Annotated in this window: 14 protein-coding genes; 9 read left to right on the top strand and 5 right to left on the bottom strand. The window is 36.2% G+C overall.

The genetic code is table 11. From position 1 onward, the window contains the following. Nucleotides 1-159 precede the first annotated feature (159 nt). Nucleotides 160-357, bottom strand: a complete 198-nt coding sequence (locus ACM03V_RS08735; RefSeq protein ID WP_414620375.1) for a hypothetical protein — start codon at nucleotides 355-357, stop codon at nucleotides 160-162. Between the two features lie 204 nt (nucleotides 358-561). Between ACM03V_RS08735 and hemB the strand changes: the two genes are divergently transcribed. Both hemB and ACM03V_RS08725 read left to right on the top strand, forming a co-directional pair. After that, on the top strand, nucleotides 562-1,566 hold the full coding sequence (hemB, locus tag ACM03V_RS08730) for a porphobilinogen synthase (RefSeq protein WP_414620374.1): 1,005 nt from the start codon (nucleotides 562-564) through the stop codon (nucleotides 1,564-1,566). 135 nt (nucleotides 1,567-1,701) lie between these two features. Next, nucleotides 1,702-2,403 (top strand): class I SAM-dependent methyltransferase, encoded by a 702-nt coding sequence (locus tag ACM03V_RS08725; protein WP_414620373.1) that lies wholly within the window; start codon nucleotides 1,702-1,704, stop codon nucleotides 2,401-2,403. 441 nt (nucleotides 2,404-2,844) lie between these two features. Here ACM03V_RS08725 and ACM03V_RS08720 read toward each other — a convergent pair whose 3' ends face one another. Further along, complete coding sequence (locus ACM03V_RS08720) at nucleotides 2,845-3,456, bottom strand: cation transporter (protein WP_414620372.1); 612 nt, start codon at nucleotides 3,454-3,456, stop codon at nucleotides 2,845-2,847. A 90-nt stretch (nucleotides 3,457-3,546) separates the two neighbouring features. Beyond that, a complete protein-coding gene (locus ACM03V_RS08715; RefSeq protein ID WP_414620371.1) occupies nucleotides 3,547-3,912 on the bottom strand; it encodes an ArsR/SmtB family transcription factor in 366 nt (121 codons plus the stop codon). A 167-nt stretch (nucleotides 3,913-4,079) separates the two neighbouring features. On the opposite strand from ACM03V_RS08715, the gene thrS reads away from it, so the two are divergent. The 7 genes from thrS to cysS all read left to right on the top strand — a co-directional run bounded on the left by thrS (nucleotide 4,080) and on the right by cysS (nucleotide 10,609). Further along, entirely contained in the window at nucleotides 4,080-5,939 is a 1,860-nt protein-coding gene (gene thrS / locus ACM03V_RS08710; RefSeq protein WP_414620370.1) for a threonine--tRNA ligase, read from the top strand. Between the two features lie 36 nt (nucleotides 5,940-5,975). Continuing rightward, nucleotides 5,976-6,236 carry a hypothetical protein gene (locus tag ACM03V_RS08705; RefSeq protein ID WP_414620369.1) on the top strand — a complete coding sequence of 87 codons (261 nt, stop codon included), beginning with the start codon at nucleotides 5,976-5,978 and terminating at the stop codon, nucleotides 6,234-6,236. A 39-nt stretch (nucleotides 6,237-6,275) separates the two neighbouring features. Next, nucleotides 6,276-6,662 carry a DUF1636 family protein gene (locus ACM03V_RS08700; protein WP_414620368.1) on the top strand — a complete coding sequence of 129 codons (387 nt, stop codon included), beginning with the start codon at nucleotides 6,276-6,278 and terminating at the stop codon, nucleotides 6,660-6,662. Between the two features lie 47 nt (nucleotides 6,663-6,709). Continuing rightward, the gene (locus tag ACM03V_RS08695; protein ID WP_414620367.1) at nucleotides 6,710-7,753 is read left to right on the top strand and encodes a CobW family GTP-binding protein; all 1,044 of its coding nucleotides are present in this window, start codon (nucleotides 6,710-6,712) and stop codon (nucleotides 7,751-7,753) included. A 94-nt stretch (nucleotides 7,754-7,847) separates the two neighbouring features. Further along, a complete protein-coding gene (gene folE / locus ACM03V_RS08690; RefSeq protein ID WP_414620366.1) occupies nucleotides 7,848-8,492 on the top strand; it encodes a GTP cyclohydrolase I FolE in 645 nt (214 codons plus the stop codon). 22 nt (nucleotides 8,493-8,514) lie between these two features. Beyond that, a complete protein-coding gene (locus ACM03V_RS08685; protein ID WP_414620365.1) occupies nucleotides 8,515-9,120 on the top strand; it encodes a GTP-binding protein in 606 nt (201 codons plus the stop codon). 25 nt (nucleotides 9,121-9,145) lie between these two features. Further along, the gene (cysS, locus tag ACM03V_RS08680) at nucleotides 9,146-10,609 is read left to right on the top strand and encodes a cysteine--tRNA ligase (RefSeq protein ID WP_414620364.1); all 1,464 of its coding nucleotides are present in this window, start codon (nucleotides 9,146-9,148) and stop codon (nucleotides 10,607-10,609) included. Between the two features lie 235 nt (nucleotides 10,610-10,844). Here cysS and ACM03V_RS08675 read toward each other — a convergent pair whose 3' ends face one another. Then, nucleotides 10,845-11,360, bottom strand: a complete 516-nt coding sequence (locus ACM03V_RS08675) for a hypothetical protein (RefSeq protein WP_414620363.1) — start codon at nucleotides 11,358-11,360, stop codon at nucleotides 10,845-10,847. Beyond that, complete coding sequence (locus ACM03V_RS08670) at nucleotides 11,357-12,319, bottom strand: hypothetical protein (RefSeq protein WP_414620362.1); 963 nt, start codon at nucleotides 12,317-12,319, stop codon at nucleotides 11,357-11,359. Before ACM03V_RS08670 ends, ACM03V_RS08675 begins: the two co-directional genes overlap by 4 nt. Nucleotides 12,320-12,339: the final 20 nt, after the last annotated feature.

The raw sequence follows: 12,339 nt of genomic DNA, 5'->3' as shown, positions 1-12,339 counted from the left end.
GGGTAGATGTTCTTAAAACGGATTTTACCTAAGTGCAAATACTCATTTACCCTCAGACCTATGTATATTAGCATTTAGTTGAGAATGAGAATCATTATATAAATATTATTTTTTGAGGAGAGTTGGGGACTAGGAAAGGTTTACAAAAAATATAGATGTTTATTGCTTTTGACATCGCAAGCACTTACTTTCAACTCCATTGCATTTCTCCCCATATTTAGGACAGCCAGTTGCATAAGTCTCTCGTTCCGATATCTCTCGGCAGTATTGACAAATGAAGTTATAAATCCTGGTATGGATAATACGGTCGTGTGCTTTGACTTTATATTCCCGGACGTGAATTTTTTTGCTTGGCATAGTTTTAATCAAGATGTTAAGTTGACAATGATAATGATAATAAATTTTAGCCGAATAATTCTAAAAGTAGAAAATACTTGAATTAAAAAACTTGTGAAATCCTATATAACAAGTATTTAAAATAATTACACAAAAATTAATGTAACATGAATAGCTTGTATTCGATAATCATTATCATTGTTATATGCAATAATCGTTCTCATTATGTCATCAGAAAATCCCACCTCCAACAGCAGCTTAATTCAACGTCCCCGTCGTCTACTTCGGACTCCAGCATTACGTAATATGGTGCAGGAAACTCAACTAACTGTAGACGACTTAATATACCCGATGTTCGTCATGGAAGGGGAAAACCAAAAAATGGAAATCTCTTCCATGCCGGGATGTTATCGTTATACGTTGGATTTATTGCTCAAAGAAATCAAGCAAGTTAGTCAATTAGGAATTAATGCGATCGCGCTTTTTCCTCTGATTTCAGAAGCCAAAAAGGATGAAACTGGTACGGAAAGTTACAATCCGGATGGTTTGGTACAAAAAACCGTGAAAGCGATTAAACAAGCTGTACCAGAAATACTTGTGATTACCGATGTTGCCCTCGACCCCTTCAGTATTCACGGTCACGATGGTATTGTTGATGACAACGGAGTAATTTTAAATGACCCCACAGTAGAAGTATTGGTGAAAATGGCAGTTTCCCAAGCCGAAGCGGGTACGGATATAGTCGCACCTTCCGACATGATGGACGGTAGAATTGGTGCAATTCGTCAAGCTTTAGATGCCGCAGGATACTTTCATGTAGCAATTTTGGCATACTCTGCTAAATATGCCTCTAGTTATTATGGACCTTTCCGCGATGCTTTGGATTCAGCACCAAAATTTGGGGATAAAAAGACTTATCAAATGGATGCAGCTAATGCCAGAGAAGCTTTAAAAGAAGTAGCATTAGATATTGCCGAAGGTGCGGATATAGTCATGGTGAAACCTGCTTTGGCATACATGGATATTATTTGTCAGGTAAAATCAACAACAAATTTGCCCGTAGCAGCATATAACGTTAGTGGGGAATATGCCATGATTAAAGCCGCTGCACAGCAAGGTTGGATTGATGAGAAGAAGGTAATTTTAGAAACATTGACTAGTATGAAGCGGGCTGGTGCCGATTTGATTTTGACTTATTTTGCGAAGGAAGTTGCTTTGATGTTGCTTTAGTTAGTATGAGTGTCTTGGGAATTCCAAGACACGAACCGACTATGCAATTACATTATTTCGTTATTGTAATGCAGTACCATATTATGATAATGATTTTCATTTTTACCAGAATAACTGCTTAAAACTACTACTATCATGACAAATCAAGAACCTGCTGTTGTTTTCGACAAAGAGCGTGCTTCGTCTTATGATGAAAGATTTGCACGTTTGGCTCCATTCCGCGATGCACTTCATCTGTTAATCCGCCAAATATTTTCAGAGCTTCCTACCGATGCAAACATTCTTTGTGTCGGAGCAGGAACAGGAGCAGAAATGATTTATCTTGCTGAGAATTTTCCACAATGGCGGTTTACAGCGGTAGAGCCTGCGGCACCAATGCTCGATATTTGTCGCCAGAAAGCTGAAGAATGCGGTATTTCGTTCCGTTGCACTTTTCACCAAGGTTATCTCGATTCGCTTCCTGCTTCAAATTCTTTCGATGCGGCAACGTGTCTTCTGGTTTCTCATTTTATGATGCAGCAAGATGAGCGAAGCAATCTTTTCAGGCAAATCGCTGCACGGCTTCATCCTCATGCCTACTTGGTGAGTTCTGATTTGACTTGCGATATGGACACTTCAGAGTATCAAAGCCTGTTGGAAGTTTGGCTGCGAATGCTTAAATTTTCTCAAGTACCTGTTGCGGAAGTTGAAAATATGCGCGCTTCCTATGGAAAAAATGTTGCTTTGTTGTCACCGCAAAAAGTTGAATCGATTATCATCAAAGGCGGCTTTGACTCACCCACATTATTTTATCAAACCCTTCTTATTCGTGCTTGGTATTCTAAACGAACTCCTTGAATTAGGATTTGCCGAAAGCAACATGATCGCGATCGCCTAGAACAGGTACTAGTTTTTTACATAAGTCCCTCTCATATCATTCAACATCAAGATTCTCCCCCACTTTGTTTTTCAATAACTTTTCTCACAACTTCAACTTCCGTTTTCTTGTGCTTGAGTAATTTGTTCGACACTTAATCACATATTTTACCGAAGCCCTTCGGGCAAAAGTCGCGAAGTAAAAAGTAAAAAGTGATAATATATGCCCGTATTTTGGTATAAAGCCTCGTCTTTTAAAGACGAGTAAAAACCGTGCTTGTATCATTATTTGAATCCTCTACCTGAATACGGAGAGGTATTACTTCTTACTTACTACTTATTACTTGTGAAAAACGGGGAATTGCTTCAAGTTTTGTTTCTTGCTTAACTATCAATCTCAATTCTTGTCCACGAAAACAGTATCTAAGCCAAAGCTCTCCAAGACTGTGAAAGTACTTTCCCTGCCGACTTTGCAAAAACAAACGTTAACAACAAACCTACTGCTAAATCCGGCAGTATCGAACCCGTTAGAAAAACTAATCCTGCTGCTACAAGAACAGATATATTGGCAATAATGTCATTTCTCGAACATATCCATACAGAAGACATATTTAGATTATCCTTTCGATGTCTAGCTAATAACAGCAAACAGACTAAATTGGCGCATAACGCTATAAATCCAATCGCACTCATAACATTTGCCTCTGGAGTTACACCCGAAAAGAATTGATAGGTTGCTCTGGCAAAGACTGCGATCGCAAACAAAAACATGATGATTCCCTTCAGAAATGCCGACCCAGCCTGAGCTTTACTACCCTTATTAATGACATACAAACTGCTTGCGTAAACCAACGTATCACCCAGCATATCGAGGGAGTCTCCAGTCAAAGATACCGAATCCGCACGAATCCCTGCTCCAAACTCAACAACGAACATCACAAGGTTGATAAATAAAACTACCCAAAGTATCTTAGCTTGCTGTTTTTTCAGCTTCGTTAGCTCACTACCTTTGTTTTGACAGCAGTTGTCACTCATGGTTTTCCTATTATTCAAATATTCTAATATTCAAACGAACATTTGAATGATATCACAAAAAAAGTTCATTCTAATGTTGCTTAGAATGACTTACTCAGCAAGTTGCTTTAAGGTATGCCAAAGAATTTCGGCTATACGCTGGTCTTTAAGAGAGTAGTAAGCTAACTTGCCATCGTTTCTATACTTTAAAATTTTGAGGTCGCGCAGTTTCCGCAGGTGATGAGAAGCGGAAGCAACCTTAACGGACAGCAGGGAAGCCACATCACAGACGCAAAGCTCTTGACCATTACTTAGAGCATGGAGAATCTTTAGACGTGATTTATCTGCTAAAGCACCAAAAAGAATTTGAGCATTTTCGAGAATATCATCTTCCGGCAGTGCTTCACCAACCTGAGTTACTAACTCCTCATTAAAACACCGGGTTTGGCAAATGTCGCTTTCCTTGGCTTTGGTCACAAATCTTGACAGGCACGAATTTTACTATTTAATTATAGCTGCCTGCCTACCGTGACCTACTGTCCCTAAAAATAGCACGAGCAGTATAAATATTTTTGTTACAAAAAGTCTTCACATCAAACTAACTTTTTACGCTATCATGATAACGATTCTCATTCTAATTATGTATGGTCAGTTCATTATCTCAATCTCAGGAAGGCTTAAAAAAAGATACTCAACAGCTTGAGCGGATTCGTCATACTTGCGCTCATATTATGGCTATGGCTGTACAAAAGCTGTTTCCGGGGACAAAAGTTGCGATCGGACCAGTTACTGATACAGGTTTTTACTACGACTTTGATTGTCCTGTAAGTATTACGACCGATGATTTGGGTAAAATTGAAGCCGAAATGCGAAGAATAATTAAGGCAAATTTACCTATTATCCGTGAGGAGGTAGAAAGAGAAGCAATTAAAAAAGAGATTGCAGAATTAAACGAACCATATAAATTAGAAATCTTAGAACGCATTCCCGAACAAGAGATAATTACCCGTTATTTTATTGGTATTCCTGATGCTAATAAAACAGAATCATCATTATTTAATGTAGATAATACAAATAATATAAAAACTAATCAAGCTGATAGTTATTGGTGGGATTTATGTGCAGGACTCCATGTAAATTTTACTAGAGAAATTAATCAAAAAGCCTTTGTATTATTAAATGTTGCGGGTGCATATTGGCAAGGTGATGAGACCAAGCCGATGTTACAGCGTATTTACGGTACAGCGTGGGAAACTCCGGAAGAATTACAGATTTATTTAAAACAAAGAGAAGAAGCATTAAGACGCGACCATAGAAAATTAGGTCAACAATTAGATTTATTTAGTATTCAAGAAGATGCTGGTGGAGGCTTGGTATTTTGGCATCCTAAAGGTGCAATAATTCGCTACTTAATTGAAGATTATTGGCGTAAATCTCACTTGCAGTCTGGTTATCAGCTATTATATACACCTCATATTGCTAATTTAGATTTATGGAAAACATCGGGTCATTACGACTTTTACGGTGAGAATATGTTTGATTCAATGGAAGTGGAAAAACAAGCTTATCAAATTAAGCCAATGAATTGTCCTTTCCACGTTCTGACTTACAAAAATCAACTACATTCCTATCGAGAATTACCTCTAAGATGGGCAGAATTAGGAACAGTTTATCGTTACGAACGTTCAGGTGCGCTGCATGGTTTGATGCGGGTACGTGGGTTTACTCAAGATGATGCTCATATCTTTTGTTTACCCAATCAAATTACTGATGAAATTTTAGGAGTATTGCATCTTACCGAACGAATTTTATCTGATTTCGGCTTTAATAATTATGAAGTAAATCTTTCCACTCGTCCTAGTAAATCTGTCGGAACAGATGAGGTGTGGGAGCTAGCAACTGCGGCTTTAAAAGCAGCTCTAGATACTAAAGGTTGGAATTATATTATTGATGAAGGTGGTGGTGCTTTTTATGGGCCAAAAATAGATATTAAAATTCAAGATGCAATTGGTCGTTTGTGGCAATGTTCTACGATTCAGGTAGACTTTAATTTACCGGAAAGATTCGATATGCAATATGTTAGTGCTGACGATAGCAAACAGCGACCAATTATGATTCATCGAGCAATTTTTGGTTCGATAGAACGTTTTTTTGGAATTTTGATTGAGAACTATGCTGGTGATTTTCCTTTGTGGTTAGCACCGATTCAATGTAGATTATTACCAGTTAGTGATGAAGTACGAGAATACGCTCAATCCGTAGCTGAAGAATTACATAAAGAAGGGTTAAGAGTAGAAGTTGATAGTAGTGGAGAAAGATTAGGTAAACAAATTCGGAATGCACAATTAGAAAAGATTCCTGTAATAGCTGTAGTTGGGAAACGAGAAATGGAAAATAAAAATTTAAGCGTGCGTACCCGACAAGCGGGAGATTTAGGAACGTTATCAATCGGTGAAACAATCAATTGTTTACAGTCAGCTATTGCTTTGAACTCAACTATTTAGTTATTAATTTTAGCCATTAACTAAGTCATCAAATATATGAGCTTTTCTTTCGGAAAACAATCTCAAAAAGCCAGTTCTCAAGAAATTGAGCAAGTCAAGCAATGGATTTATCAAGCTTTGCAAATTGATGATGAAATTTCTATTTCTTTAAGTCAGTTACAATGTACAGAACCTGGATGTCCACCAATAGAAACGGTAATTAATGTGATGACTAATCCCGTACAACAATACAAAATTCACAAATCTATTACTGAAATCGAGTATACAGATATTAGTATGTTCGAGCCGGGTAAATAATCTTTATTTATTAAAATTTATCTTGAAGTTTATCTAATTATGGCTGCTCACACATTATTTGTTTGCAAATCTTGTTACTTCTCAACTACACAACGCGATTATATGGGTGAAAGAGGTGGTAAAGTTTTATTTACTAAATTACTCGAATTGCATCAAAAATGGTCATTAAAATCTGACTTTTTAATTGCAGAAGTAGAATGTTTAAGCGCTTGTAAAAGACCTTGTGCTGTTGCACTAAATGCTCCAAACAAAACTACTATTATGTTTGGTGATTTACCACCATTAGAAAGTGCGGTAGATATATTAAAATTGTGCGAACAATATCATGCTAGTCCTAATGGCATAGTTCCACGAAATCAACGACCAGAAGTTTTGCAAAAAGGAATATTAGCACGAATTCCCGCACCAATAGACCAGTATCAATAAAAAATCTGACAAAAATCAAAACCTAGTAATAAATACAAGGAGAAATCATGACTCAATTAGCTGCACCCAAATCCGATATCATTCCTAATATTCCTAAGCGAGGAATGCCCGTAACTATCATTACAGGATTTTTAGGCAGTGGAAAAACGACATTGCTCAATCAAATCCTGCAAAATAAAGAAGATTTAAAAGTTGCCGTATTAGTAAATGAATTTGGTGATATTAATATTGATAGTCAGTTACTTGTATCCACAGATGACGACATGATGGAATTGAGTAATGGCTGTATTTGCTGTACAGTTAATGATGGTTTAGTTGATGCTGTTTATCGAGTTTTAGAAAGAGATGAGCGCATTGACTATATGGTCATAGAAACTACAGGTGTAGCCGACCCGTTACCGATTCTTTTAACTTTTTTAGCTACAGAACTTAAAGCTTTTACCCATGTTGACTCGATACTAACTCTAATTGATTCAGAAGCTTTTGATTTCGAACATTTCCAAAGTGAAGCTGCTTTAAAACAGATAATTTATGGTGATATTATCCTCCTAAATAAAACCGATTTAGTTGGTGAAGAAAAATTATTAGAGTTAGAAAGTTTTATTCAAGATAATAAAGTTGGTGCAAAAATTCTTCGTACCTCTTATGGTAAAGTTGCTCTACCATTAATTTTAGATGTGGATTTAACCTCTAAAAAGGAATATTCTGCTTTAATTGAGGAAGATAGTCACGAGCATCATCATCACCATCATGAACATGACCATCATGACCACGAACATCACCACCATCACTCCAACCACCTAGAAAACGACGGATTTGTTTCCATCTCTTTTCAGAGCGATCGCGCTTTTGATGTCCACAAATTTGAAATATTTCTTAATGAAAAAATGCCACAGAATGTGTTTCGAGCCAAAGGTATCCTCTGGTTTAACGATAGCGAATTACGTAACATTTTTCAACTTAGCGGTCCTCGGTATCAACTCGATGCTGATGTATGGACTACCGAAAAACGCCAAAATCAGCTAGTTTTTATCGGTCGTGATTTGCAGCGTGAGGAAATATATTCTCAGCTTAACGATTGTTTACTGTAATTTGATTAATGCACCCTAAAGTTATTTGTTGCATATTTTTTAGGGTGTTAACTAATCATCAACTAATGTTTATTAGCAAAAAAAACTCAAATTAATGACTTTATCCTTCCGTTCTGAATTAAATTCTACCGAAGTAGTTTCATTGTCAACACAAAATCAACCTAAGATTACAGAAGTCGAGATGATGCAAGCTGTAAGAACTTTACTACTTGGATTAGGAGAAGACCCAGATAGAGAAGGACTCAAAGATACTCCTAAAAGAGTTGTGAAAGCCTTACAGTTTTTAACTAAGGGATATCATGAATCTTTGGACGAACTGTTAAATGATGCAGTATTTACAGAAGATGCCAATGAAATGGTATTAGTGAGAGATATTGATATTTTTAGTTCCTGCGAACACCATATTTTACCAATTCTTGGTCGCGCTCATGTGGCTTATATTCCTAATGGTAAAGTCATAGGATTATCAAAAATTGCCCGTATTTGTGAAATGTACGCAAGACGCTTACAAGTACAGGAAAGATTGACTTTACAAATTGCTGATGCGCTCCAAGGTTTACTCAAACCCCAAGGTGTAGCAGTAGTTATCGAAGCAAGCCATATGTGTATGGTAATGCGCGGAGTACAAAAACCTGGCTCTTGGACTGTTACCAGTGCAATGCGAGGAGTATTTTCTGAAGATTCCAAAACTCGCGAGGAATTTATGAGTTTGATTCGACACAAAGCTAATTTTTACTAATTTTTAATTTTTTGTTAAGGTAATGGCAAATCAACTTAAACCATTACCTGTAATTCTCGTTTTAGGGTTTACGGGTAGTGGAAAAACAAGTTTCATTCAACATCTAAGCAGTCAAACACAAGTTGCTGTAGAGCATATACAAAGTGGTTCTCAAAACCTTGGTAGTGGTTGTATTTGCTGTAGTGGACTCAAAGATTTAAAACAGTTAATTAAAGATTTACTTGTTGATAGAGAAAATGAAAAAATTGAATGTCAGCAATTGTTTATCGAAGCTAGCCACGAAACCGATCCAATTCCAGTAATCAGAACCATTCGTCAACACTTTTCCCCAGGAAATATTTTCTTGAAAGAAGTGATTACAGTGATTAATGCAGCAAAGTATCCACCTAAAGATGCACAACGCTACTTAGTCACAAATCAAATATTCTTTGCCAATAAAATAGTAGTGAATCATTGCGATTGCGCTACTGATGAGCAAATAAACAACTCTCATAAGCATATCCGCAGTGTTAAATGGCAGCCAATATTTAACGCTATTCAAGGAATTGTAGATACTAACGAGTTTTCCGTGCATCCAGCAGTAGAGACATCTATACCTGTTTCTACTGTAATTTCTTTTGGCTCCTAAATTTCAACCTAAAATCCTAAATCAGATGGCTCTAACAATATATAATACCTTGACTCGCCGTAAACAAACTTTTCAACCTTTAGAACCAGGAAAGGTAAAAATGTACTGCTGTGGTGTCACGGTGTATGATTATTGTCACTTGGGTCATGCAAGGTCTTATATTGTTTGGGATACGGTGCGACGCTATTTAGAATTTAGCGGCTATCAAGTGCGCTACGTACAGAATTTTACCGACATTGATGACAAAATTCTGAATCGTGCTAAAGCTCAAAATACATCAATGCAAGAGGTTTCTCAAAAATACATTCAAGCCTATTTTGAAGATATTCGTCGCTTAAATGTGATCGATGCATTTGAGTATCCCCGTGTAACCGAAAATATCGCAGCAATTCATCAGTTGATTGCGGAATTAGAACGAAAAAACTACGCTTATGCGGTAGATGGAGATGTTTATTATAAAACAGAAAACTTCCCTAAATACGGTCAACTTTCCGGTAGGCATTTAGAAGATATGCAAGCTGGAGCAAGTGGTAGAGTCAATTTAGAAGACTTATCTAGGAAGAAGAAACACAAACCGTCTGATTTTGCCTTATGGAAAGCAGCAAAATCGGAAGAACCTGCTTGGGATTCACCTTGGGGAATGGGAAGACCGGGATGGCATATTGAATGTTCAGCAATGATTCGCGCTAGACTTGGAGAAACCATTGATATTCATGGTGGTGGTGGTGATTTGGTATTTCCCCATCATGAAAATGAAATTGCTCAGTCACAGGTAATTACAGGAAAACCACTCGCTAATTACTGGATGCACAACGGCATGGTAACGGTGAATGGTGAAAAGATGTCGAAATCTCTAGGTAATTTTACGACGATTAGAGAATTACTTGAGCGACCCATTGATCCGATGGCGATCCGGTTATTTGTACTGCAAGGGCATTATCGTAAGCCTTTAGACTTTACAGAAGATGCGATTACTTCCGCTGAAAATGCTTGGGAAACTCTCAAAACTGGTTTGTTTTTCCGACACCAATATGGCGAAAAATTGGCATGGAATGAAACAAATCTAACTCCACAATCTGAATTAAAAAATTCTTACATAAGCAGCTTTCAAACAGCAATGGATGACGATTTTAATACACCTGGGGGGTTAGCTGTGTTATTTGAACTTGCTAAAGAATTATGTCGAGAAGGTAATTTAATCATTCATCAAGGTGAAACTGCAAGTTCCTCAGATCATATACTACAAATATGGCAGACTTTGGTAAGATTAGCGCAGGTTTTGGGATTAGAAATTTTATCTACAGCAGAAAATAAAAACGAACATCATCTCTTAGGTGATGCAGAAATTGTAACTTTAATTGAGCAGCGACAAGATGCACGTCAAAATCGTAACTTCGCTTTATCCGATGAAATTCGTAATCAATTACAATCTGTGGGAGTAAATTTAATTGACCAAGCTAATGGGGAAACTCGCTGGTATCGAATCTAACGAGCCATAACATCGATAACTGCCGCCAGTTTTATAACTTTCATTTTCTAAGATTTTAGATATATCATCTTTATTATAAGTGGCAACGAGTAATACTAAGTTGTGTTCTATCGTAGTAGTTCAAGTCCACAGATTGCTATTTATCGAGTGTGAGTTCGATGTCTGCAATAAATTATACATTGTAAGCTTGATGTCTAGGATAAGCTGAAACCATTATCCAAAGCTTAGATCAATATTATTGAATATTCTCATCGATAAGTAGGGATTTCAGCTTTTGAGTTAAATCTATATAATTATTCCAGTATCTATGTGCAATATCTCTCATGGGTTCTTTGTTTACCTGATTTTTTTGGTAATTATAAACAAACTTGACAATATTCAACAGGTTTTTTTGTTCATAAGCAGTCAAGTCCCTAAAATATCGAAGTAAATCTATCTGTGTCGCTGTAGACATAATATTATTAAAAATTTTATTCATATCTAAAAAATCAGGTATATTTAGCTCAATTTTAAAGTTACGTTGATTTACGAATGCAACCAAGGATGCATAATATTGTTTTTCAATTATTTTATAAGTATCCTTTCTTTGATTATCTTTAAACGATTCACACGCAATCAAAAATTTTAAAATTGTTAATAAATTATCTTTTTGTTGATTATTTATTTGAGAGATTAGAGTCATCAGTTCTATCTCTTGTTTCTTATTTTCTGAACTATTTAATTCCTCTACTAATTCTTCTCTACCATTCAAGGTTGCAAAATCTGTTGTTCTTGGAGTTGGGGTTGTGGTGTTTGTTGAGTTTGGAACATCATTTTGAAACTGATTAGTATCAGTGCGACTGTTATCGCTACTATTAAAAAAATTACGATCAAGCGAATTGTTTGGTTCTTCGGAGAAGAGTTTTCCGAAACTGTCTGAGGTTTGGACGATATTGGTTCCTTTTTTTTTTCTGGTGATTGAACAATTTCTTTGATTGGTTCTTGCACGTTTGATGCAAAACCTCTCCAAACGCCTACATTGTGAAGAATTGTTCGTCTTTCTAAATTTTCTGTAACTACAACTAAGACACCATCAGTTTTTGTACTTCCATCCCAAGCAATCCAATTTTCTGGTAGAGGTTTATTGACTATTTCTTCAGCTAATTCTTCTAAAACCTCATCAGATTTGCGTCCTATTTGATAGCTCTGCTTAGATTCAATTGTATCAATTTGTTGGTAATTATCTTGTTCGATCGACTGGATAAATCGATTAATTACATCTAAATCAACTTGAAATTCTTCTAGTTCAAAAAAATCAATCGATTCTTCGATCATTTTAGAGAAAGTTAAGTCTTTATTCAAAAAGCTTTGAATTGCACTGTAAGCAATTTTTCTGAGAAGCGCTTCATTCTCTTCCAAATCATCTGCAATCCAGACAATAGAATTTAAAACTCTTCTTCCTAATTTTTCAGAACGTTGAGGTGATTCAATTCCTGTCACTTCCAATAATAATTTATTATCTTCCTTATCTCTAAAGAAAAGCAAAGATGGTTTAACTTCATCAATTAAGTCATTAACAATTGTAATTTGATTATTATCATCTTTGATTAATTGACGTTGAATTAAACCAGGTTTTTCTATTGGTTGATGCTCTTGAGTCTCAATTTTACGCCAGTGGATACCTCTTTTACCCAGTGCAGAAGTTTTGACATAAATTTTAACATTATTCATAATTCAATTATCCTTAGTTA

The sequence above is a fragment of the Calothrix sp. CCY 0018 genome (genome assembly GCF_963920925.1).
Lineage (GTDB): Bacteria > Cyanobacteriota > Cyanobacteriia > Cyanobacteriales > Nostocaceae > Rivularia.
The sequence above is the reverse complement of the archived record's forward strand: the minus strand, read 5'-3'. Positions and strand labels throughout refer to the sequence as shown.

Excerpts from the sequence above, each read along its gene's own strand:
- ACM03V_RS08735 (WP_414620375.1), bottom strand. The coding sequence starts at position 357 with ATGCCAAGCAAAAAAATTCACGTCCGGGAATATAAAGTCAAAGCACAC.
- hemB (WP_414620374.1), top strand. The coding sequence starts at position 562 with ATGTCATCAGAAAATCCCACCTCCAACAGCAGCTTAATTCAACGTCCC.
- ACM03V_RS08725 (WP_414620373.1), top strand. The coding sequence starts at position 1,702 with ATGACAAATCAAGAACCTGCTGTTGTTTTCGACAAAGAGCGTGCTTCG.
- ACM03V_RS08720 (WP_414620372.1), bottom strand. The coding sequence starts at position 3,456 with ATGAGTGACAACTGCTGTCAAAACAAAGGTAGTGAGCTAACGAAGCTG.
- thrS (WP_414620370.1), top strand. The coding sequence starts at position 4,080 with ATGGTCAGTTCATTATCTCAATCTCAGGAAGGCTTAAAAAAAGATACT.
- ACM03V_RS08705 (WP_414620369.1), top strand. The coding sequence starts at position 5,976 with ATGAGCTTTTCTTTCGGAAAACAATCTCAAAAAGCCAGTTCTCAAGAA.
- ACM03V_RS08700 (WP_414620368.1), top strand. The coding sequence starts at position 6,276 with ATGGCTGCTCACACATTATTTGTTTGCAAATCTTGTTACTTCTCAACT.
- ACM03V_RS08695 (WP_414620367.1), top strand. The coding sequence starts at position 6,710 with ATGACTCAATTAGCTGCACCCAAATCCGATATCATTCCTAATATTCCT.
- folE (WP_414620366.1), top strand. The coding sequence starts at position 7,848 with ATGACTTTATCCTTCCGTTCTGAATTAAATTCTACCGAAGTAGTTTCA.
- ACM03V_RS08685 (WP_414620365.1), top strand. The coding sequence starts at position 8,515 with ATGGCAAATCAACTTAAACCATTACCTGTAATTCTCGTTTTAGGGTTT.
- cysS (WP_414620364.1), top strand. The coding sequence starts at position 9,146 with ATGGCTCTAACAATATATAATACCTTGACTCGCCGTAAACAAACTTTT.
- ACM03V_RS08670 (WP_414620362.1), bottom strand. The coding sequence starts at position 12,319 with ATGAATAATGTTAAAATTTATGTCAAAACTTCTGCACTGGGTAAAAGA.